This is a genomic window from Nostoc sp. NMS8 (assembly GCF_017115045.1).
Taxonomy (GTDB): Bacteria; Cyanobacteriota; Cyanobacteriia; order Cyanobacteriales; family Nostocaceae; genus Nostoc.
Window position 1 is genome coordinate 22,998 of record NZ_JABXKK010000033.1, and the last position, 19,633, is coordinate 42,630.

A 19,633-nucleotide genomic window follows, 5' to 3' on the forward strand; every position below is an offset into this window, starting at 1 on the left:
AATCAATTTATATATACTATTAGGGTTAAATATTTAATATGAATAAAAAAGTCAGGTAATAAATAAGCTAATTTTATTAATATTAATGATAATTGTTTTAATGATTTTGTGTACGAAACCGAATAGACAGGCATAAATATGCTTACGTGTTTTTACGGGTATTAAAAATTACATTATATGTATTAATACTTACCTTTGAATTTTAGATATTCATAAAAATAGTGCTTAGGACTTAATAAAAAAACTAAATTTATATTTATTTAGGTAGATGAAAGAAGTACATATAAAATAGTACATTATTATTAATGCAACCAAGTATTTATTATACCGATTGGATATTGAAAAGCAGCAAAATATGTTGCAACCTTTTACCTGAAAGTAAGCTTGGTGCTGCCTTACAAAGAAAAGGTATTAGCGTTTAGCTAGTCAGAATTAATAATTTAAATAATGAGACGAACTATGACAAGTGAAAAATCTCAAGTTAACAACAACGGTGTCAGCAATGTTATTTCGCCGAAGCAGCGTAAAACCAAGCGATCGCAGTTAGCCCAAACACAATCATCGAGTCCGTCACGGTTGAATTTAACTTCGTCTAACAAAAAAGTTCAATCAACAGAAACCTTTAAAGACACACCTGATATAGTTTGCCTATCTCATTTGCGTTGGAATTTCGTCTATCAAAGACCACAACATTTACTAACTCGCTGCGCTCAAGGAAAGCGAGTGTTCTTTATTGAGGAGCCAATTTTCTCTGAAGAACCCTTGGCAAGGTTAGATATCAACGAAGATTCTAATGGAGTAGTTGTGGTCGTGCCGCACCTGCCATTCGGTTTAAGTGAAGAAACAATCAACGCAGATTTACAAGTATTAATCGATGGTTTGTTTGCAGAGCATAACATCAACAAGTACATCTGTTGGTATTATACACCAATGGCGATCGCTTTTACCCGCCACTTGCAACCCCAAGCTGTGGTATACGATTGCATGGATGAATTATCTGCATTCCAAGGAGCATCACCCACTTTAAAGAATTACGAAGCCGAATTATTCAGCCGTGCAGACTTAGTATTTACAGGGGGAGAAAGCCTTTACGAAAGTAAGGTGAACCAGCACCCCAACGTTTATGCCTTTCCCAGCAGTGTAGATGTCCCGCACTTTGGACAGGCGAGAAATGTTCAAGAACCAGAAGATCAAGCTCATATTCCTCATCCTCGCCTTGGGTTCTTTGGCGTAATTGATGAACGGATGGATATCGAACTGCTTGCGGGTATTGCCGAAGCACGTCCCGACTGGCATTTAGTAATTATTGGGCCAGTTGTCAAAATCGATCCAGCAAATCTGCCACAGCATGAAAATATTCATTATCTCGGTGGCAGAGATTATAAACAACTACCTGCATATTTAGCAGGCTGGGACTTAGCAATGTTGCCGTTTGCGCGTAATGAGTCAACACGCTTTATTAGCCCGACCAAAACTCCAGAGTATCTTGCCGCAGGTAGACCTGTAGTATCTACCTCAATTCGAGATGTCGTGCGTCCTTACGGAGAGTCCAAGCTGGTGCGAATTGCAGACACCGTTTCTGACTTCGTTACCGCCGCAGAACAAGGAATGCAAGAAGACACCGCAGCCTCAGAATGGTTGAGTCGAGTAGATGTATTTTTAGAGAAGATTTCTTGGGATCGCACTTGGGCATCAATGATGAAGTTGATTGACTCTGCGATCGCAGCCCGTGATGGTGAAGACAAAGCTAACTCCACAGGTGCAGCTGGTAAACAAGCACCAAATATCATTACCAGAGATTTTGTCTTCGATTACTTGGTTGTCGGCGCTGGTTTTTCTGGTAGCGTCATTGCAGAACGTTTGGCAAATCAAGGTAAAAAAGTGCTGGTTGTAGACAAACGCAACCACATAGGCGGCAATGCCTACGATCATTACAACGATGATGGCATTCTTGTACACAAATACGGCCCCCACATCTTTCACACCAATTCCCGCGAAGTCTTTGAATACCTCTCACGCTTTACTCAGTGGCGGTCTTACGAACATCGTGTCCTTGCCAGTGTAGACGGGCAACAAGTTCCGATTCCAATCAACCTCGACACCATCAACAAGCTGTATGGGATGAATCTCAATTCATTTGAGGTGGAAGAGTTTTATAAATCGCTTGCTGAACCCGTAGAAAACATCCGCACTAGTGAAGATGTGGTGGTAAGCAAAGTTGGTCGAGTACTGTATGAAAAGTTTTTCCGTAATTATACCCGTAAGCAATGGGGACTCGACCCATCGGAACTTGACAAATCAGTAATTGCCAGAATTCCCACACGGACTAATCGTGACGATCGCTATTTTACCGATACTTACCAGGCAATGCCACTGCACGGCTTTACCCGGATGTTTGACAATATGCTCAATCATCCGAACATTAAGGTAATGCTTAATACCGATTATCAGGAAATTCAAAAAGCTATACCTTGCCGCGAAATGGTTTACTCCGGGCCGGTTGACGAATACTTTGATTATCGTTACGGCAAACTACCATACCGTTCCCTTGATTTCAAACATGAGACGCACAACACGAGTGTGTTTCAAAAAGCGCCAGTAATTAACTATCCCAATGAACAGCTTTATACTCGTGTGACAGAGTTTAAATACTTAACTGGTCAGGAACACTCGAAAACGAGTATTGTTTACGAGTTTCCCAAAGCTGAGGGAGACCCTTATTATCCTGTACCGCGTTCTGAAAATCAGGAAATTTACAAGAAATACAAGGTGCTGGCTGATGAAACTCCAGGGATCTATTTTGTCGGACGATTAGCGACCTACAAGTACTACAACATGGATCAGTGTGTTGCTCAAGCTCTCTCTGTGTACAAACAAATTGCGGTTAAGGCTTAAATAATTCGTAATTAGGACTGCTCTGTATTTATTAGGGTGCGTTATGAACATTAAAACGTGTTTTCAAACTACTCGTTTAGCCTCCTAATTTTTTAGATCCCCCTAAATCCCCCTTTTTAAGGGGGACTTTAAAAGATTCTTAGCCCCCCTTTTTAAGGGGGGTTGGGGGGATCTAAGACTTTGAAAACACACCCTAGTTCTAACGCACCGAAAATTTAGCATGGTGCGCCTCCGGCATAACACACCCTACAAAACTGAAAAAGAACGCATCAAATAAATAAAATATCAGCTTGAGTTGTAAATTATGGCTTCTGCTTTCAACTCGACACTCAACAGCAACAAAGCACAACTTCCCCTAGAAGTTTGGGGTGGTGTCGAATGTACGGTCAATCGTGTGGGTGAAGAGTATTTCGATCAGTTAGAACGCAATGGTCATGCAACCCGCTTAGATGACCTAGATTTATTCGCTGAACTTGGCATACATGCTATCCGTTATCCAGTAATTTGGGAGAAGATAGCGCCCAATGGTTTGGAGAATGCTGATTGGTCGTGGGCGGATGAACGGCTGGGACGCTTGCGCGAACTCGGCATCTGTCCAATTGTGGGGCTAGTACATCATGGCAGTGGGCCGCGTGATACCAGCTTAGTAGATCCAGAATTTCCTGAGAAACTAGCGGTGTTTGCTCGTGCGGTTGCAGAACGCTATCCTTGGGTTACACATTACACACCCATCAATGAACCACTGACAACAGCACGATTTAGTGGAATGTACGGTCACTGGTATCCTCACGGAAAAGATGATTTAACTTTCGCCCGTGCTTTGTTAGGGGAATGTAAAGCGATCGCTCTTTCAATGCAGGCAATCCGGGAAATCAACCCCAATGCCCAACTGGTACAAACTGAGGATTTGGGTAAAACTTATAGTACATCGAAATTAATATACCAAGCAGAACTAGAAAACGAGCGTCGTTGGTTGAGTCTTGATTTATTGTGTGGTTTAGTTTCCCCAACTCGTCCTATGTGGGGTTACTTGCGCGACTGTGGTATCAGCGAGGCTGAACTTGAAACATTTTTACAAAATACCTGTCCCCCTGACATCATCGGCATTAACCATTACGTGACCAGCGAACGCTTCTTGGATGAAAACACAGAAAATTATCCAGCTTGGACACATGGCGGAAATGGGCAGGACAAGTATGCAGATGTAGATGCGGTGCGAGTTTGTTCTGAGGGTTTGGCAGGGCCGCGTTCATTGCTACTAGAGGCATGGGAACGCTACAATCTGCCACTTGCTGTGACTGAAGTACACGTTAACTGTACCCGCGAGGAACAACTACGCTGGCTTTATGAGGTGTGGAATGCGGCGCAGGAAGTACGACACGAGGGTGTGGATGTTCGTGCTATCACTGTATGGTCGCTTCTGGGTACTTACGATTGGAATAGCTTAGTAACTCGTTGGGTAGGTTATTACGAGTCAGGCGTATTTGATTTGCGCTCATCACGCCCCAGAAAAACAGCGATCGCTAAAATGGTGCGAGATTTAGCCACTGGGCATAAACCCAATCATCCACTACTTGATACACCAGGATGGTGGCATCGACAAGAGCGCCTATTATACCCAGCCCTCAGTTGTGGCGTATCTTTCCCATATCCCCCGCTTTCCTCCCCTGCTCCCAATCGTCCCCTGGCGATCGTGGGAGCTACAGGAACTCTAGGTAAGGCTTTTGCTCGGTTGTGTGAAGTGCGAGGAATTTCATATCGCCTATTGACACGCCAAGATATGGATATTGCCAATCCTGCTTCCGTCAATAAAGTACTTACCGAGTTGCAACCGTGGGCAGTTGTGAACGCTGCGGGATACGTGCGGGTGGACGATGCCGAACGCGAACCCGATATTTGTTTAAAGGTAAACGCTGAAGGGGCAGCGATTTTAGCTGCTGCTTGCGCTCAACATAATGTGGGGCTGCTAACTTTCTCTTCAGATTTGGTATTCGATGGTGCTGAGTCTAATCCTTATGTCGAAACTGATACCGTTGCGCCCCTGAATGTATATGGATGCAGCAAAGTTTTGGCAGAAAAGCTAGTCTTACAGGCTCATCCGGCATCACTAATGATTCGCACCAGCGCATTTTTCGGCCCGTGGGATGATTACAACTTTGTCACGATCGCCCTGCGGCAATTAGCTGCTGGTAATACTTTTGTCGCAGCCGAAGATGCGATCGTTTCGCCCACTTATGTACCCGATCTTGTCCATACCAGTCTTGATTTGCTGATTGATGGCGAGAACGGTTTGTGGCATTTGGCTAACAAAAGTGCGATCGCTTGGTCTGAATTAGCCCGATTGGCGGCGAAAAAAGCAGGTGTGAGTGTCAGCAATCTAATTGCTCTTCCTACGCAAGAACTTGGTTGGATTGCTCCCCGCCCAGCTTACAGCGTTCTTGGTAGCGATCGCGGTGAATTAATGCCACACCTTGACAATGCAATTTCTCGTTACTTGGAAGAAAGAAATTAGTACATTCGGTACAGATCCTAATGGGCTACGCTAACGTAATTGTTAGAGGATGTTTTAAAAGTAGTGGCTGAGGTATCCAAATCTTTAGATCCTCCTAAATCCTCCTTAAAAAGGAGGACTTCGAGAAGGTTGTTACCCCCTTAAAAATGAGGCTATGGGAGATATTGATACAACAGTAGACTTGACAAACATCCTCTTATATCGCAAAGATTTCATTATTGCTTATAACCCTCTAAATCCCCCTTAAAAAAGAGTACTTTAAGAAATTATTAGCCCCCCTTAAAAAGGGGGGTTGGGGGGATCTAAAACTTTAAAAACACGCCCCAATCTCCAATTATGTCAACTATTTTAGTAACGGGAGGAGCCGGATACATTGGCTCCCATGCTGTATTAGCTCTGAAAAACGCAGGTTATGAAGTAATCGTTTTAGATAATCTGTCGAACGGACATCGAGAACTTGTAGAAGAAGTTTTGCAGGTAAAATTGATTGTTGGGGATATGAGCGATCGCTCTCTTCTCGATAACATATTTTCAACTCACAATATAACTGCGGTTATGCATTTTGCCGCTTATATCGCAGTGGGTGAATCTGTCACAGATCCAGCCAAATATTACCAAAATAATGTTGCAGGCACTCTGACACTTTTAGAAGCAATGATTGCTGCATCAGTTAACAAATTTATCTTTTCTTCTACTTGCGCTCTTTATGGTGTACCAAAGTTTGTTCCCCTGACCGAAGATCATCCACAAGATCCCATTAGCCCTTATGCTACTAGCAAGTGGATGGTAGAAAGAATTTTATCTGATTTTGATACAGCCTATAATTTAAAGTCTGTACGTTTTCGCTATTTTAACGCCGCCGGTGCTAACCCTGATGGATTACTTGGTGAAGACCACGAACCTGAAACTCATCTCATACCATTAGTACTACTAACTGCTTTTGGTAAACGTGAATCTATTTTAATTTTCGGTACAGATTACCCTACCCCGGATGGAACTTGTATTCGGGATTATATTCATGTGACTGACTTGGCACAAGCCCATATTTTAGGTTTGGAATATCTGCTCAAAAGTGGAGAAAGTGAAGTATTTAATCTCGGAAATGGCAGTGGTTTTTCAGTGAGGGAAGTGATAGAAACTGCTAAAGAGATAACAGGCAAAGAAATTAAAATAGAAGAACGCGATCGCAGACCAGGCGACCCCCCTATTTTAGTTGGCAGCAGCGACAAAGCAACCAAAATATTGGGTTGGCATCCAGAGTATCCTAATCTGAACGAAATTATCGCCCATGCTTGGCAATGGCATCAACAACGACATAAGTAAAGACAATTTAAAATATCCTGTAAGGATTAGGAATTCATTCTTTAGGTACTCGTAACAATGGGAGAACTTGTTTAAATTGAAAGAATAAGTTAAGATATGTAACATTTAGTATCAGTTAATGAGCGTAATCGAGTTTCAAAATTTACCTAATGTACAGCAGTGCCAAAAAAGTACACAGCCCTCTTTAGGGCTAGTTTGCATCACCTCGGACAAACAAGTACGCTTTCGGACAATGACGCGCACCCGGTACTTAAAATTTTCCCTTAGCGATCGCAAAAGTGCCCTGAGTGAACTGTATCGCCATAACTTACAGCGCTTACATGATGCCCTCTCCTTTTGTCAGCAGAATAAAATTCAGCTTTATCGGATGTCTTCTAATTTATTTCCCCTAAGTGACTTAGAAGACGAAATCGGTGCAAATATATTAGAGGCAATGAGCGCTGATTTAGCAATAATAGGTCAACGAGCAAATGCATTGAACATCAGAATGGTGCTGCATCCAGATCAATATGTAGTGCTAAGTTCTGATTCTCCCGAAGTAGTACAAGCAAGTATCAAGAATTTAGCAGGACATGCACGTATATTTGACTTATTAGGCTTACCGCGATCGCCTTGGTCATTGATGAATATTCATGGTGGCAAATCTCAACGGGCTGAACAACTAGTAAAAGTAATTTCCGAACTTCCAGAAAACATCAAAAGTCGCTTGACTCTAGAAAACGATGAATACGCCTATAGTGCCGATGAAATTTTAGCAGTATGTCAGCAAGCTGATGTGCCGATGGTATTTGATGCCCATCACCATATTTGCCACGAAAATTTGGATAGCTACGATCATCCGAGTGTAGCATCTATGTTTTACGCAGCGCGAGAAACTTGGAAAAATCCAGATTGGCAATTAGTCCATATTTCCAATGGTGAGCAAGCTTTCAATGACAGAAAACACAGCGACTTGATTACCGATATGCCCAATGTCTACTACCAAGCACCGTGGATCGAAGTCGAAGCCAAACGAAAAGAAGAAGCGATCGCACTTTTGCGTTCTTGCTGGCTAAATGAAAAATAATTGTGTGTAATTAACGCAGTAGCCTAGCTAGCTACAATTCAGTAGCTTCTCTCTGGGACTTAAGTTGAGATGCAATCAAGGGAACTTTGGGCGCGAGGAAAAATCCAATTAAACTGGCAAAAAGGATTGGTGTCAAAGGACTTAAGTTAGTCAGTTTTGAAAGTAGCAAAGTCGTACTTATCGGTGTGCGCGTTACGGCTGCATTGATAGCCGCCATTGTACAAATCATGGCAAGGGCGGGATTAAGCCCCGGAATTAAGACTGCTATTGCTTTACCAATACAAGCACCAGTGAAAAACAAAGGGATGATGAATCCACCGCGCCACCCACCTGTTACCGTAAAGCTAATGGCAGCCATTTTGCCAAAAGCAAGAGTTAAGAGAAAAACAGCAGGAAAGTTAGTAGTAAGGACTGATTCCAACTCTTCATGTCCAAAATAACGGGTTAGGGGTAATAAAACTGCTAAAGTGCCAAGCGCAAATCCTGCTAATGTTGTGCGTATATAAATGGGGCCGGGAATTCGAGCAAACAAGCGATCGCAGCCGCGAAAAATGCCGATAAAAATCCATCCCGCCACCGCGCCGATGATGCCGAACATAATAGCGATCGCAAAATCATCGATCTTGTCTAAGTGGTACTGGGGAAAATCCCAAGTAGGTGCAATTCCCAAATGTGTAATTGCTGCAAATACCAAATAACTAGCGCAACTTGAAACAATGGCTGGCATCAAGGCTTCGTAATATTCGACAATATGTTCATGGTGTAAAATCTCCAGGGCAAACATTGCACCGCCAAGAGGTGCGCCAAATAAGGCAGTGAAGCCAGCCGCCATCGCCGCTAAACTCATGGTTCTGAGGTCTTCACCTTGGAGTTTTAAGCGATCGGCAACCCAAGTACCAAAAGAACCTGTTACCTGTACCAGTGGTGCTTCCGGGCCAGCACTACCGCCCGCCGATATACTGATTAGAGAAGCAAGAATCATTGAGGGATTTTTACGAGCATCTAAGCGTCCGCCACGAAAATGGATATTATCAACAATCACGGCAATTTCACCGGGATTTCCCAAGAAATGAATCACCAGACCGATAACTAAACCGGCTAGTGGCATCACTATCAGGAGACTAAAACCTTCAAATCGTTGCAGATGGTGAGTTAAGAATTCTAAAACATTCCAGTACAACGCAGCGAATAAACCACCAGCAATGCCCACAGCTACCCAGAGCATCACCCACTGTGAAATCATTAAGGGATTACGTTTTACTAGTCCGAAAAGTTGAGAAAATGTCCAGTGTTGAGTTTGATTGGTAGAGGTGGGCTTTTTTGGTAACACTGCTTATTTCCTATTTATGAAATGAAGAATATGAAATATTACATTTTTTATCGTAATGGCTATTTAGTTCACTGAATCATCTTTGCTCTATAAAGCAACACAGTTTACTTACAGCAGTTTTCATGTATTTAGACCACAATTATGAGACCTAACCCCCAGCCCCTTCCCTTGTAGGGAAGGGGAGAAAATCAAAGCCTCTCTCCTTTTAGGAGAGAGGTCTATTTGTAGTTCATTTACCTGAAAATCGCTGTAAGCAATTTTTATTTTTTCGTTCTCTATGCCTCTGGGACAAGACGCTTTACGTCACACGGCGGAACATTACACGTTTAGAATTTCATGGTTGATACTTCATCAGTCTATAAATCATTTTAAAAAAGCTTACTTTTGAGGTAATCATCTATATAAGTTCCTTATTTCTCTTGGTAGATTAAATCAAGATTGAAAAAGCTCAAAATAACAATATTCAACATTTAAAAACTAAACTGTAAATTGTTAGTTTTATGCAAAAAATTTATGGCAATGTTCAGGGAATCAAAGCTAGTCAGATTAAACGACTGCAAGAGCTTTATGAGCAAAATCAACCAGCAGATAGATTTATTACGCCAGAATTTGCTCAAGTTTTAGCTACAATCAGTCAACAAATTCATCACCCGATTTGTTGTTATATCAATCGACGTGGACAGATTATCCGAATTGCTGTAGGAACACCAAATCAAACTCAAATTCCGCCTGAAGAATTACCCCGCCGCAGTGCAAAACGTTTGAGCGGAATCCGTTGTATTGCTACTCAATTTAAATCAGAATCACCTGATGAAGCAGCGTTGATTGCAATAATGCGTCAGCGCTTAGATGCTCTTGTCATGTTAACCGCAATTGATGGCGAAGTAAAAGAAGCTTTTCTAACTTATCTTTTCCCCGATTCAGAAAGTCCTTGGGTAATTTCACCTCCTCTAAGTTTGGATGATATAACCGAACAGGAATTTGATGAACTAGTTCACGAATGGGAAAGAGAAATCGTTGACGCAGGGGATGGAATATTTTTATCTCAAGAAATTGTTTCCGATCAAGACAGGGTGTTGCTGGTAGGAGTGCAGACAGAAGATGTTTCTGTTCAACGATTTGAAGATGGGCTTGCAGAATTAGTGCGTTTGGTTGAAAGCGCTGGAGGAATTGTACTCGATACAATGCGGCAAAAGCGCGTAGGCGTAGCCCGTCGCAGACATCGCCCCCATCCCCAAACAGTGGTCGGTAAGGGAAAAATTGCAGAAATCACCCTTTTGGCTCAAAAAGTAAGAGCTAATCTCATCGTTTTTGACCGAGATATTTCTGCATCTCAAGCCCGCAACTTAGAACAGGAAATAGGCATCCGAGTTATAGATCGTACAGAAATAATTCTGGATATTTTCGCTCAACGCGCTCGCACTCAAGAAGGGAAATTACAAGTAGAACTGGCGCAACTCGAATATATGTTACCTCGGTTGCGCGGTCGCGGTCAGGAAATGTCTCGATTAGGTGCGGGGATTGGTACGCGAGGCCCTGGTGAAACAAAACTAGAAACGGAACGCCGAACAATTGAACGACGAATAAACCAGTTACAGCAGGAAGTAAACGACTTACAAGCACATCGCGCCCGCATTAGACAACAACGACAACAGCAAGAAATTCCGGTTTTGGCATTAGTTGGTTATACCAATGCTGGTAAATCTACTTTGCTGAATGTGTTAACTAATGCAGAAGTTTTTACCGCAGACCAACTATTTGCTACCCTCGACCCAACAACCCGCAAGGTGGTAATTACAAAACTAGAAACGCAAGAACGCCGCTCGATTTTGCTCACAGATACGGTAGGGTTTATTCACGAACTCCCACCACCACTGATAGATGCGTTTCGCGCCACATTGGAGGAAGTAGTTGAGGCTGATGCCATGATTCATGTTGTGGATCTGTCTCATCCAGCTTGGGAAAGCCATATTGCCAGTGTCCTGGAAATACTCGAAGAAATGCCTGAGATTCCAGAAAAAAGTTTGATTGCTTTTAACAAGATTGACAAAGTAGATAGCGAAACCTGGGCTAGAGTTCAACAAGATTATCCCGAAGCTGTGTTTATATCAGCAACCCAGCACTTGGGTTTAGAGACTTTAAAGGTGCGATCGCTGCAACTAATTGACGAACCCATGAAAACGATTGCAGTTCCACAAAATTCATACTAACAAGAAGAAATTATATGACACCGACCATCATTGTTCACGGTGGAGCAAAAACCATCACAGACGATAAAGTTGCAGCCAACAATGCAGGCTGCACAGCAGCAGTAGAAGCTGGTTGGGCAGTGCTAATCAGTGGGGGTACTGCCGCTGAAGCTGTGGAAGCAGCTATTCGAGTTCTAGAAGCTGACCAGACATTTAACGCCAGCCTTGGTGCAACTCTCAACAGCGATGGAGAGGTGGAATTAGACGCGGCGATCATGGAAGGCTCATTAAGTTGGGGAGCAGTTGCAGCAGTTCAGGGCATCCGTCATCCCATCTCCATAGCACGACAGATTATGGATGATAAACCCAGGCTACTAGTGGCGCGGGGCGCAGAACGCTTTGCCGCAGACAACGGAGCCGAAATGTGTAAAAAAGAAGACTTGATAGCCGAGGAACAGTTGGAGCAGTGGAAGGAGGATCAAAAAGTAATTGATCGCCCCAACACCGTTGGTTGTGTCGCTTTGGATGCTAGCGGCATTTTAGCTGCTGGCACTTCAACTGGTGGTACTACTAAGCAGCAACAAGGTCGCGTCGGTGACACTGCGCTTGTTGGCTGTGGCTTGTACGCTGATAATAAAATCGGCGGTTGCTCAACAACAGGTGATGGCGAGTCAATTATCCCGGTGGTTTTGGCTAAAACTGCGATCGATTTTTTGAGTGGCGATCGGCATCCAGATGAAGCAGCACAGATGGCAATTGACGCTCTGGCTTCTAAGGTTAAAGGTGAAGCTGGGTGCATCCTCATAGACCGTCAAGGACGCGTTGGCTGGGCGTATAATTCGTCACACATGGCTTGTGCTTATATGACCGTAGGACAAGATAAGGTAGCTGCCTTTACTCAAAAATAACTCATACCAATTCGTAACTCGTCTCGTAATGACGCTCGCAGACTCGCTAACGTAATAGTCTGCGGCAAGGTTAACGTCAATGTAATCCATAATTCAGAAAGTAACATTTGCTCTAAATTTTAAAGTTTGAATGTGTAGCTTTATTTTTTGAAATTGATGTTACTTATAAAATGAAGAGACTTGTTTGCTATCAACAACCGCATCCCTCTAGGAATGCGGTTTTAAGGGAGGACTAGATGAATTCAAAATATAATTTTCAATACTTTCAAGGGAATTCTCTTTCCGATCTGTTTGCTGAAGATATCACAGATGCATCTTATGGGTTTATTTTAAATTACCCTGCAACTGGCAGTTGGGCCGCTTATCCCAATCGGAAAAAATATTTTATTCAAGATGGCAGTAGTGAAGCCACCAAAACCTCCTTCGACAAGATTTGTCAGAAGGAACCTTGGAAAAATCTGGCTGTGTTAGGCGATCGCATTCCTGGAATTGTGATTATACCACCGTCAAACTCGCTAATTGGCTACTGGCAAGAGCATTTCGGCAGCCACTCCAATCGGTCGATGATGGATTGCTCGACTTATCTAGATGACCTCAGCCAGGGCAAAGATTTTGACAAACTGATTACTTTATTTCCCTTTGATCACCTCAAACCGCAAAAACACGCTGTTCTTCCAGACACTCATTACCGCTTACTCAGCAAAGTAACACTAGACCAACTGGGAGTGCAATGTCCAAAATATGAGAGCTACAATCTGCACCAAGTCAATCTCGAAGACATTCAATTACCACAATTCCCCTATTTAATTAAAACGTCGCATGGACTCTCAGGAGAAGGCACTTATATCATCAAAAGCCCCAGCGATTTGAACTACTCTTTTGAAGAAATCAAGAAATATCTTGATATTAAGTTGCTTAATACGATTATTGTCTCAGAGTTCGTCAAGAATGAGGTGCAGAATTACTGCGTACAGTTCTATGTCAACAAAACGGGAGAGATAACCCTCATCGGTACTACCACCCAACTTGTCACTCCCGAAGGCAACTATTTAGGCGGACTGATTGACTACCGCAACACTGACATGAGCAAGTTCTTTGAGATGATTGCTGCCATTGGTCAGTATGCTCACAAACAGGGTTATTTCGGTGTGATTGGCTTTGATGTACTGGAAGATCGAGACGGACAATTTTATGCGATCGATGCCAATTTTCGAGTTAATGGCTCGACTCCGTTGTGCTTACAGCGTCATACCCTACTGGGACTGGGAAAGGAAGTAGCTAAATATTCCAGTGATTACCGTATGGAAGGAACGTTAGATTCAATTTTAGTAAGTTTAAAATCAGAACTAGATCGCAAAGACTTGATTATCCTGTCGGCTTTAGAGAAGGTGAAATATGGAAAAATATACACCGAAATTTATGCGATCGTTACTGGAGAAACTATCCAAGAAATGCAGCATATCGAGCAGAAATTACAGAATAATGGATTACAATGGCTTCCTTAAACTACTAGAAAGTGCAGGTTTGCTGGGATGTTGTTGAAATACATAATAGACATCTCCGAAAAAGAATGTAGAGACGTAGCAGTGCTACGTCTCTACAAGGGTTATGAGTAACGCATATTTAATTTCCGGAGATGTCTAATTAACAACCTACTATTCCACTTCTATCAGATCAGTTGACTGCTTCATTGAGAATAAGAATCGCATTAGCTGGCCTAGTGGTATAGAGCGTTGCTCCTGAACAAAAACTAAGGGTACAAGTGCAACCATCCGTAGTAAGCCTGAGATCACAAATAGCCCCAGCAAACCCGCAGCACCAGGGAGAGTTGCTAGAAAGCTACCGACAGTAATACCCATTGCTCCAGTGATACCAGCAATTGCACCTGCGATCGCAAAATAACCCGACTGATCGCCCAACGGTGCTATTCCCATCATCAAATTGTTGGTACACAAATCGATTGCTGCCCACGTTGCACCAGCTAGTATATGCAACAAGGGTAGCCAGATCCAAAAAGAAATGCGATCGCTTCCAACCAAGAGCCACAGCAGAGGTGTCACCGCCACTAAGACTCCCACTAATAGTAGTATTGGGCGATTCCCAATCCGGTCGGCCAGTTTACCCCACAAAAGCAGCATTAGCATATTCGCACCAGTTCCTAAGCCGTGATAAATCGTTACCACACTAATATCTATATCCAGGTTATCCAGCATATAGAGGTTAAAAAAGGGAGCGCTGATGTTAACAGCAAAGCACCAGATGCTCAGATAAAGCACAAACTTCAAAAAATTAGCATCTTTAAACAAGCTAAAATCCATCCCGTGAGGCTGCGATGTGTCTGAATCCCCAACTTTTAAAAGCTGCGGGTTTATATCAGTCATCCAGAACTGACAGCCGACACTGATTAGCCCTAGCACGATTCCTATAACCAAGACTGTGCCATAACCTTGAAGGGTTCCACCAGGCCAAGCTGATACTACTAAACCTAGCAGAGGGACACCAACAAGGTTAGTCAAACCGAGAATACTATTGCGAAAGCCGAAATATCGCCCCCGCAACCGTTGAGGTACTAACACAGCTGACCACCCAAGCCAAGGCGCACGACCAAAAGCTTCGATAATATTAGCTACTAAGAGAATTGCCAGTGTCAACTGTATTACTTGGTATCCAGTAATACGAGATGAAGTAACCAACCAAATCGCTGGTAGAAGAATCAACCATAGCAGCCGCGACGGGATGAAAATACATAGAAAATACCAACGGAAGCTGGTACTTCGGTTTACCAAATATGCTCCCAGTGGTTGGAGCAGATTCACCATCTGAGGGATAGCCGCGAGTAGACCAATTTCGACTGGGCCAGCACCTAACTCTAGCAAGAAATTACTGAGCAATGCGCCGCCGATGATACTATAAAGAAGCGCAGCAAAGACACTTTCATAAGTTAACGCCCTAAGACTTTGGCGAATTTCTGGCTTAGAAATTTTTAGAAACAGTTTTGGAGTTGGGAAAAGTACCGTCTCTGTTAATGCCCTATCCTCTGAGATTTCTTGAATGGGGACAGGGGGAAAAGAACTAGCTTCTACTGAAATGTCATCTTCTTGGGGCTGAAGCATATTATTTAGTCAATATTTAAAAAATTAAATTGTTATAGCTGCTACTATTAGCCACAATTAGTAAAACTTATAATAGGCTCAAACCCTCTTACCTCTTGCCTCATCCAACGATAAATATTTACGCCGACCTAGTTACCGTTAAACAAACGCTTAAACTCCGCATTGACGACTTGGTAACACTCGCAGGTGATATCTTCTATACCTAAGCGGTCAAGGATAGTTATTTGCCCACGAGTATAATTGATTAGTCCCGCCTTTTGAAGAATAGAGGCATTGAGGCTAACAGTGGAGCGATTCACACCTAGCATTACGCTGAGAAATTCTTGAGTCAGTGCAAAAGTGTCTGTCTCTACTCGGTCGGCAGTCATCAGAAGCCAACGGCACATTCGTTGTTCTATTGAGTGCAGGCGGTTACACGCTGCTGATTGAGCAATTTGATTAAACAGCGCTTGCGTGTATTTTTGTAGTAGATTGTACAACGGACTATCTGCGGTGACATGAGTTTTAAATACATCTACTCTCATCCTTAAACCAGAGCCAGGGACTTGTATAAAACACTCGCCCGGAATCCTATCGGCTCCCAGGAATACTGGAAGACCCACTATTCCTTCATTGCCCACCGTAGCCACTTCGATTGCCGAACCGTCCGTCATCACTGTGAGCATAGAGGCTACGCCATAGTTGGGGAAATAGACGTACTCAATTGGTTGGTTACGTGAATAAAGTTCTTGCCTGAACTCTAGAGAGACATGCTCCATATAAGGAGCAAGACGAGAGTATTCCTCAGGGGGTAGGGCAGCTAAAAGTTGGTTTTTCACAAGTGCAGAATGCTTGATACACAGATAGCAAAAGGCTGTTTGAGCCAGTCTTATCTGTATTAAATAAACAATACCAATCAAGAACCTCTGGCAAAAGATTTATCTTTTACAATGATTATATGTTGCCCAGACAACATATAATCATTAAATGCTAGATAACATATAGCAATCCGGTAGCGAGTCAGACGCTCCTGCGTCACTAACGCTGCGCTATCGAGCGTCTTTGATTTCTGAATCACTTGTAGAGGTAAGAGACTGGAGATTGGGGAAGGTGGGGTCCCCTCTGGGACTGGGAAGAAGGAATAAAGGTGTACTGAGTTTTGTTCAAAAATCAAATAGGAGTCCTATAGCAGTGTGACTTGTGAAGCTATCTCAACAGTAATTAGACGATTGCTACTGAGCGATAAACATAATCAAAAAAAATGGCGTTACAAAAATCACATCGTATTCTGTCACATTTCCCCAATATTGCTTACAATATAGTAGCGATCGGAGCTTCTGTGGGCGGGCAAAAGCCAATCATCGAAATATTGTCGGCTTTACCAGTAGATTTTCTAGGGGCGATTATTGTAGTTCAGCACATGAATCCTCTCTACCCTAGTCGTCTGGCACATATCCTCAGAGGCTATACAGCGTTGCCCGTAGAGCAGGCAAAATTAGGGCAAATAATTCGTCCAGGAACAATTTACACTTATGTTGAAGATCGGCACTTAGTAGTCGAGGCTAACGGTACTTTGTGTCTATTAGAATCGCCAAAGATAAACTTTGTTCGTCCCTCAGTGGATAAACTATTCATGTCGGTAGGACTTAATTACGGAATTCGGGGGATTGCTATTGTCCTAAGTGGGTGCGGCAGAGATGGTGCTTTAGGAGTGATAGCAATAAAAAACTATGGTGGCACGACGATTGCTCAAGATCAAACTACTTCGGAGTACTTCGATATGCCTTCAGCTGCTATTGACACCGGGAAAGTAGATTTTGTTCTGAGTCCAGAGATGATTGCCAAGAAGTTATCCAGCCTGGCAATGAAGGAATTAGTAGCATAAGTCTTGAGGAAATTATTTCACTGGAAATTTCTATCGTAAGGTATCATTGCTCATCCTACTGAATGTGTCACGATAGACTACGCCCCGATAGAGGCGATCGCAACATGAGTAAAAAAGTTTTTTATGGCACAGACAACAATTAGCGATATATCGGTAGATAACTCTTTAGTTGATCCTGAAAAAGACCTGCTAGGATATGCCAACTTCGCCTAACAGCACTCAGAACGGGCTAAACCTTAGCTATCCGCTAACAGCACTTTGCTATACTTCTTGGTGATAAAAATACTACTACTAGATATATAAATATTCTATAACCCACGAAAGATTTAGATATCTTCAGCACTTTCTAATATCAGGGAATATACTTTACTCCCCACCTTGCAGTCATGGAATCGTATGACGTTGTAATTATTGGCGCTGGCCATAATGGTTTAGTTTGTGCTGGCTACCTACTGAAAGCTGGTTACAGCGTCCTGTTATTGGAAGGGCGATCGCTCAGGAACTTACAAAGGCAATTATTATCATATTGATATGACTTTAGAGCAGATGCTTTGCTTCCGTCCGTTGCCAGAATTAGCTAACTACAAAACACCAATTGATAACTTGTATCTTACTGGTGCTGGAACTCATCCGGGTGGTTAAATTTCCGGTTTGCCGGGACGCAACTGTGCGCGTGTGTTTTTACATAACGAGCAACCCATCGCCCAGAAACTCAAGGAAGCGGGAGGTTCAATCAAATCTGCTTTTGCATCTGTCTTGAGGAATGAATCGGACTAAGAGACTGTTTATAAAAAAAGTAAATGGCATTAGGAAATTGCTTAATTTAAAAGTTTAGTCTGAAGTTGGTAAACAGTTACGAATGAGCTTTTGCAAGCTTTCTGGGGCAAGTCCCTGATGCTTTTTAGTCGAAATTATTAAAAATCTAAATAATGCTTACAGATATTTCCTGTGACACTTCTAGATTCCCCAATAGATAGAGAACTGCAACCGTAATAGTAACTAACATGTGGGTGTAGTAGAGTTATTAAGGAATATTTGCAATGGCAACCGAAACTAACAAAGTGGTTGAATTCTCTACTGAAGCTAAAGCCTATAACGGTGTCGATCGCAATGCTTGGATTATTGGGTGGAATCCTCAACAAGAACTGTGGAACGGGCGTTTAGCGATGATTGGCTTTGTTTCTTACCTACTTTGGGATTTGGCTGGCTATAGTTTAGTGCGTGATGTACTCCACTTGGTTCGCTAAATCTTCACTTATATTTATCCACCTTGGGAAAATCAATTAAATAAACAACTTAGTAGCGTTTTAATACTTAACCTACTCGTCAACTGAGGCGAAATACTGGGGTTAGAGATGGACGCACTAATACAATTGTGAAAGAGGGAAATATGATCACTAAAGACACTATACGTGCATTAGGAGTATTTGCTAATTCTCAAGGAATAGAGCAAGCAATTAATGAATTGAAAACTGCAAACTTTACAATGGAGAAAGTTTCTGTAATTGCTAAAGATGTAGAGCAAGGCGATAACTTAGGCGAAACCCAAGTAAGCGATCGCATTGGTGATCAAGATGTCAATACAACCGGAGCCGTGGGAGAAACGCTGACAGCAACTACTTGGGGTAGCGCGTTACTTGGTTTGAGTAGTTTAGCACTTCCCGGTTTAGGAGCTATACTCGCAGCAGGTTCCGTAGGTGTAGCATTAGTCAGCAGCGTTGCAGGCGTGGCTGTGGGAGCCGCCGCAAATCAGAATTTACTGAAAGCATTAGGTGATTTAGGCATACCTGAAGAGAAAGCCAGAGTTTATAGCGATCGCCTCCAGCAGAGTTATTATTTGCTCATCCTAGAAGGCTCAGAAGAAGAGATTCATCGCATTGAACCAATATTACGCGATCGCGGTATTGAATATTGGGGCGTTTATGATTCCCCGCAGACTCAAAACGGTGGGGTGCATTAGTGAAAATAGCGTCTAATTGCATCTACCTATTTCAAGCTTTTTCTTAATCCTAAAGCTAGATGTACTTTGTGAAATTAAAGGTGAAATTGCAATAAATCATTAAATGAGGTAAGAGCCATGAAGTCTGACAAAACAATTAATTCTAATAATACTGAGCGCACGACAATCGAGGGTGGAAGTAAAGAAGCTCTCAATCAAAAAACCTCTGTGCAATTTTTACTTAGCACAGCACTGGTAGTTTTAACAATTATCTTAGTTAGTGCAAGTGCTTATTACGGGCTTATTCACTAATGCTATTTGTTTAAGATGGGTATTTTTGCTTGCTGATGACATTGAATAGCATTTGAATAATTTCAGATATAACATCAGCCCTCACAAAATTTATGGCAGTGTTTTTAGTTAATCAAAAATCTTCATTTAAATTAAAACGCTGCCATATTTCTGCAATTATGGAAAAATATCTGCGCCCAAAA

15 protein-coding genes and 1 pseudogene are annotated in these 19,633 nt (G+C 42.5%); 13 read left to right on the plus strand and 3 right to left on the minus strand.

Annotated elements, in window-relative coordinates; all coding sequences use genetic code 11:
- The first annotated feature begins 459 nt into the window (after window positions 1–459).
- From glf to uvsE, 4 genes are all read left to right on the plus strand, one after another.
- Entirely contained in the window at window positions 460–2,895 is a 2,436-nt protein-coding gene (gene glf, locus HWQ39_RS04395; RefSeq protein WP_292842002.1) for a UDP-galactopyranose mutase, read from the plus strand.
- Window positions 2,896–3,199: 304 nt separating this feature from the next.
- A complete protein-coding gene (locus HWQ39_RS04400) occupies window positions 3,200–5,407 on the plus strand; it encodes a family 1 glycosylhydrolase (protein WP_292842004.1) in 2,208 nt (735 codons plus the stop codon).
- Between the two features lie 336 nt (window positions 5,408–5,743).
- The gene (gene galE, locus HWQ39_RS04405; protein WP_292842006.1) at window positions 5,744–6,730 is read left to right on the plus strand and encodes a UDP-glucose 4-epimerase GalE; all 987 of its coding nucleotides are present in this window, start codon (window positions 5,744–5,746) and stop codon (window positions 6,728–6,730) included.
- A gap of 118 nt (window positions 6,731–6,848) precedes the next feature.
- Window positions 6,849–7,796 (plus strand): UV DNA damage repair endonuclease UvsE, encoded by a 948-nt coding sequence (gene uvsE / locus HWQ39_RS04410; protein WP_292842008.1) that lies wholly within the window; start codon window positions 6,849–6,851, stop codon window positions 7,794–7,796.
- A gap of 31 nt (window positions 7,797–7,827) precedes the next feature.
- On the opposite strand, the gene HWQ39_RS04415 is transcribed toward uvsE, so the two are convergent.
- Window positions 7,828–9,126 (minus strand): chloride channel protein, encoded by a 1,299-nt coding sequence (locus HWQ39_RS04415; protein WP_292842010.1) that lies wholly within the window; start codon window positions 9,124–9,126, stop codon window positions 7,828–7,830.
- 500 nt (window positions 9,127–9,626) lie between these two features.
- On the opposite strand from HWQ39_RS04415, the gene hflX reads away from it, so the two are divergent.
- The 3 genes from hflX to HWQ39_RS04430 all read left to right on the plus strand — a co-directional run bounded on the left by hflX (window position 9,627) and on the right by HWQ39_RS04430 (window position 13,728).
- Window positions 9,627–11,336 (plus strand): GTPase HflX, encoded by a 1,710-nt coding sequence (gene hflX / locus HWQ39_RS04420; RefSeq protein WP_292842012.1) that lies wholly within the window; start codon window positions 9,627–9,629, stop codon window positions 11,334–11,336.
- Between the two features lie 14 nt (window positions 11,337–11,350).
- Window positions 11,351–12,223 (plus strand): isoaspartyl peptidase/L-asparaginase family protein, encoded by an 873-nt coding sequence (locus HWQ39_RS04425; protein WP_292842014.1) that lies wholly within the window; start codon window positions 11,351–11,353, stop codon window positions 12,221–12,223.
- A 236-nt stretch (window positions 12,224–12,459) separates the two neighbouring features.
- Entirely contained in the window at window positions 12,460–13,728 is a 1,269-nt protein-coding gene (locus HWQ39_RS04430; RefSeq protein ID WP_292842016.1) for a carbamoylphosphate synthase large subunit, read from the plus strand.
- A 150-nt stretch (window positions 13,729–13,878) separates the two neighbouring features.
- On the opposite strand, the gene HWQ39_RS04435 is transcribed toward HWQ39_RS04430, so the two are convergent.
- Window positions 13,879–15,336, minus strand: coding sequence for an MFS transporter (locus tag HWQ39_RS04435; protein ID WP_292842018.1), 1,458 nt, complete (start codon window positions 15,334–15,336; stop codon window positions 13,879–13,881).
- Window positions 15,337–15,464: 128 nt separating this feature from the next.
- A complete protein-coding gene (locus HWQ39_RS04440; RefSeq protein ID WP_292842020.1) occupies window positions 15,465–16,154 on the minus strand; it encodes a Crp/Fnr family transcriptional regulator in 690 nt (229 codons plus the stop codon).
- A 422-nt stretch (window positions 16,155–16,576) separates the two neighbouring features.
- Between HWQ39_RS04440 and HWQ39_RS04445 the strand changes: the two genes are divergently transcribed.
- The 6 genes and pseudogenes from HWQ39_RS04445 (at window position 16,577) to HWQ39_RS04470 (ending at window position 19,451) form a co-directional block, all read left to right on the plus strand.
- Entirely contained in the window at window positions 16,577–17,200 is a 624-nt protein-coding gene (locus HWQ39_RS04445) for a chemotaxis protein CheB (protein ID WP_292842022.1), read from the plus strand.
- Between the two features lie 386 nt (window positions 17,201–17,586).
- Window positions 17,587–17,730: an FAD-dependent oxidoreductase gene (locus HWQ39_RS04450; RefSeq protein WP_292842023.1), complete on the plus strand. Its 144-nt coding sequence runs from the start codon at window positions 17,587–17,589 to the stop codon at window positions 17,728–17,730.
- Window positions 17,687–17,977, plus strand: a pseudogene (locus HWQ39_RS04455) (NAD(P)/FAD-dependent oxidoreductase); the annotation flags it as partial. The gene HWQ39_RS04450 and the pseudogene HWQ39_RS04455, both read left to right, overlap by 44 nt.
- Before the next feature lie 263 nt (window positions 17,978–18,240).
- Complete coding sequence (locus HWQ39_RS04460) at window positions 18,241–18,447, plus strand: high light inducible protein (protein ID WP_292842025.1); 207 nt, start codon at window positions 18,241–18,243, stop codon at window positions 18,445–18,447.
- A 143-nt stretch (window positions 18,448–18,590) separates the two neighbouring features.
- Window positions 18,591–19,160, plus strand: coding sequence for a general stress protein (locus tag HWQ39_RS04465; RefSeq protein ID WP_292842027.1), 570 nt, complete (start codon window positions 18,591–18,593; stop codon window positions 19,158–19,160).
- A gap of 117 nt (window positions 19,161–19,277) precedes the next feature.
- Window positions 19,278–19,451, plus strand: coding sequence for a hypothetical protein (locus HWQ39_RS04470; RefSeq protein WP_292842029.1), 174 nt, complete (start codon window positions 19,278–19,280; stop codon window positions 19,449–19,451).
- Window positions 19,452–19,633 lie beyond the last annotated feature (182 nt).

Excerpts from the sequence above, each read along its gene's own strand:
- HWQ39_RS04450 (WP_292842023.1), top strand. The coding sequence starts at position 17,587 with ATGGAATCGTATGACGTTGTAATTATTGGCGCTGGCCATAATGGTTTA.
- hflX (WP_292842012.1), top strand. The coding sequence starts at position 9,627 with ATGCAAAAAATTTATGGCAATGTTCAGGGAATCAAAGCTAGTCAGATT.
- HWQ39_RS04400 (WP_292842004.1), top strand. The coding sequence starts at position 3,200 with ATGGCTTCTGCTTTCAACTCGACACTCAACAGCAACAAAGCACAACTT.
- HWQ39_RS04445 (WP_292842022.1), top strand. The coding sequence starts at position 16,577 with ATGGCGTTACAAAAATCACATCGTATTCTGTCACATTTCCCCAATATT.
- HWQ39_RS04425 (WP_292842014.1), top strand. The coding sequence starts at position 11,351 with ATGACACCGACCATCATTGTTCACGGTGGAGCAAAAACCATCACAGAC.
- HWQ39_RS04435 (WP_292842018.1), bottom strand. The coding sequence starts at position 15,336 with ATGCTTCAGCCCCAAGAAGATGACATTTCAGTAGAAGCTAGTTCTTTT.
- galE (WP_292842006.1), top strand. The coding sequence starts at position 5,744 with ATGTCAACTATTTTAGTAACGGGAGGAGCCGGATACATTGGCTCCCAT.
- HWQ39_RS04465 (WP_292842027.1), top strand. The coding sequence starts at position 18,591 with ATGATCACTAAAGACACTATACGTGCATTAGGAGTATTTGCTAATTCT.
- HWQ39_RS04470 (WP_292842029.1), top strand. The coding sequence starts at position 19,278 with ATGAAGTCTGACAAAACAATTAATTCTAATAATACTGAGCGCACGACA.
- HWQ39_RS04430 (WP_292842016.1), top strand. The coding sequence starts at position 12,460 with ATGAATTCAAAATATAATTTTCAATACTTTCAAGGGAATTCTCTTTCC.
- HWQ39_RS04460 (WP_292842025.1), top strand. The coding sequence starts at position 18,241 with ATGGCAACCGAAACTAACAAAGTGGTTGAATTCTCTACTGAAGCTAAA.
- uvsE (WP_292842008.1), top strand. The coding sequence starts at position 6,849 with ATGAGCGTAATCGAGTTTCAAAATTTACCTAATGTACAGCAGTGCCAA.
- glf (WP_292842002.1), top strand. The coding sequence starts at position 460 with ATGACAAGTGAAAAATCTCAAGTTAACAACAACGGTGTCAGCAATGTT.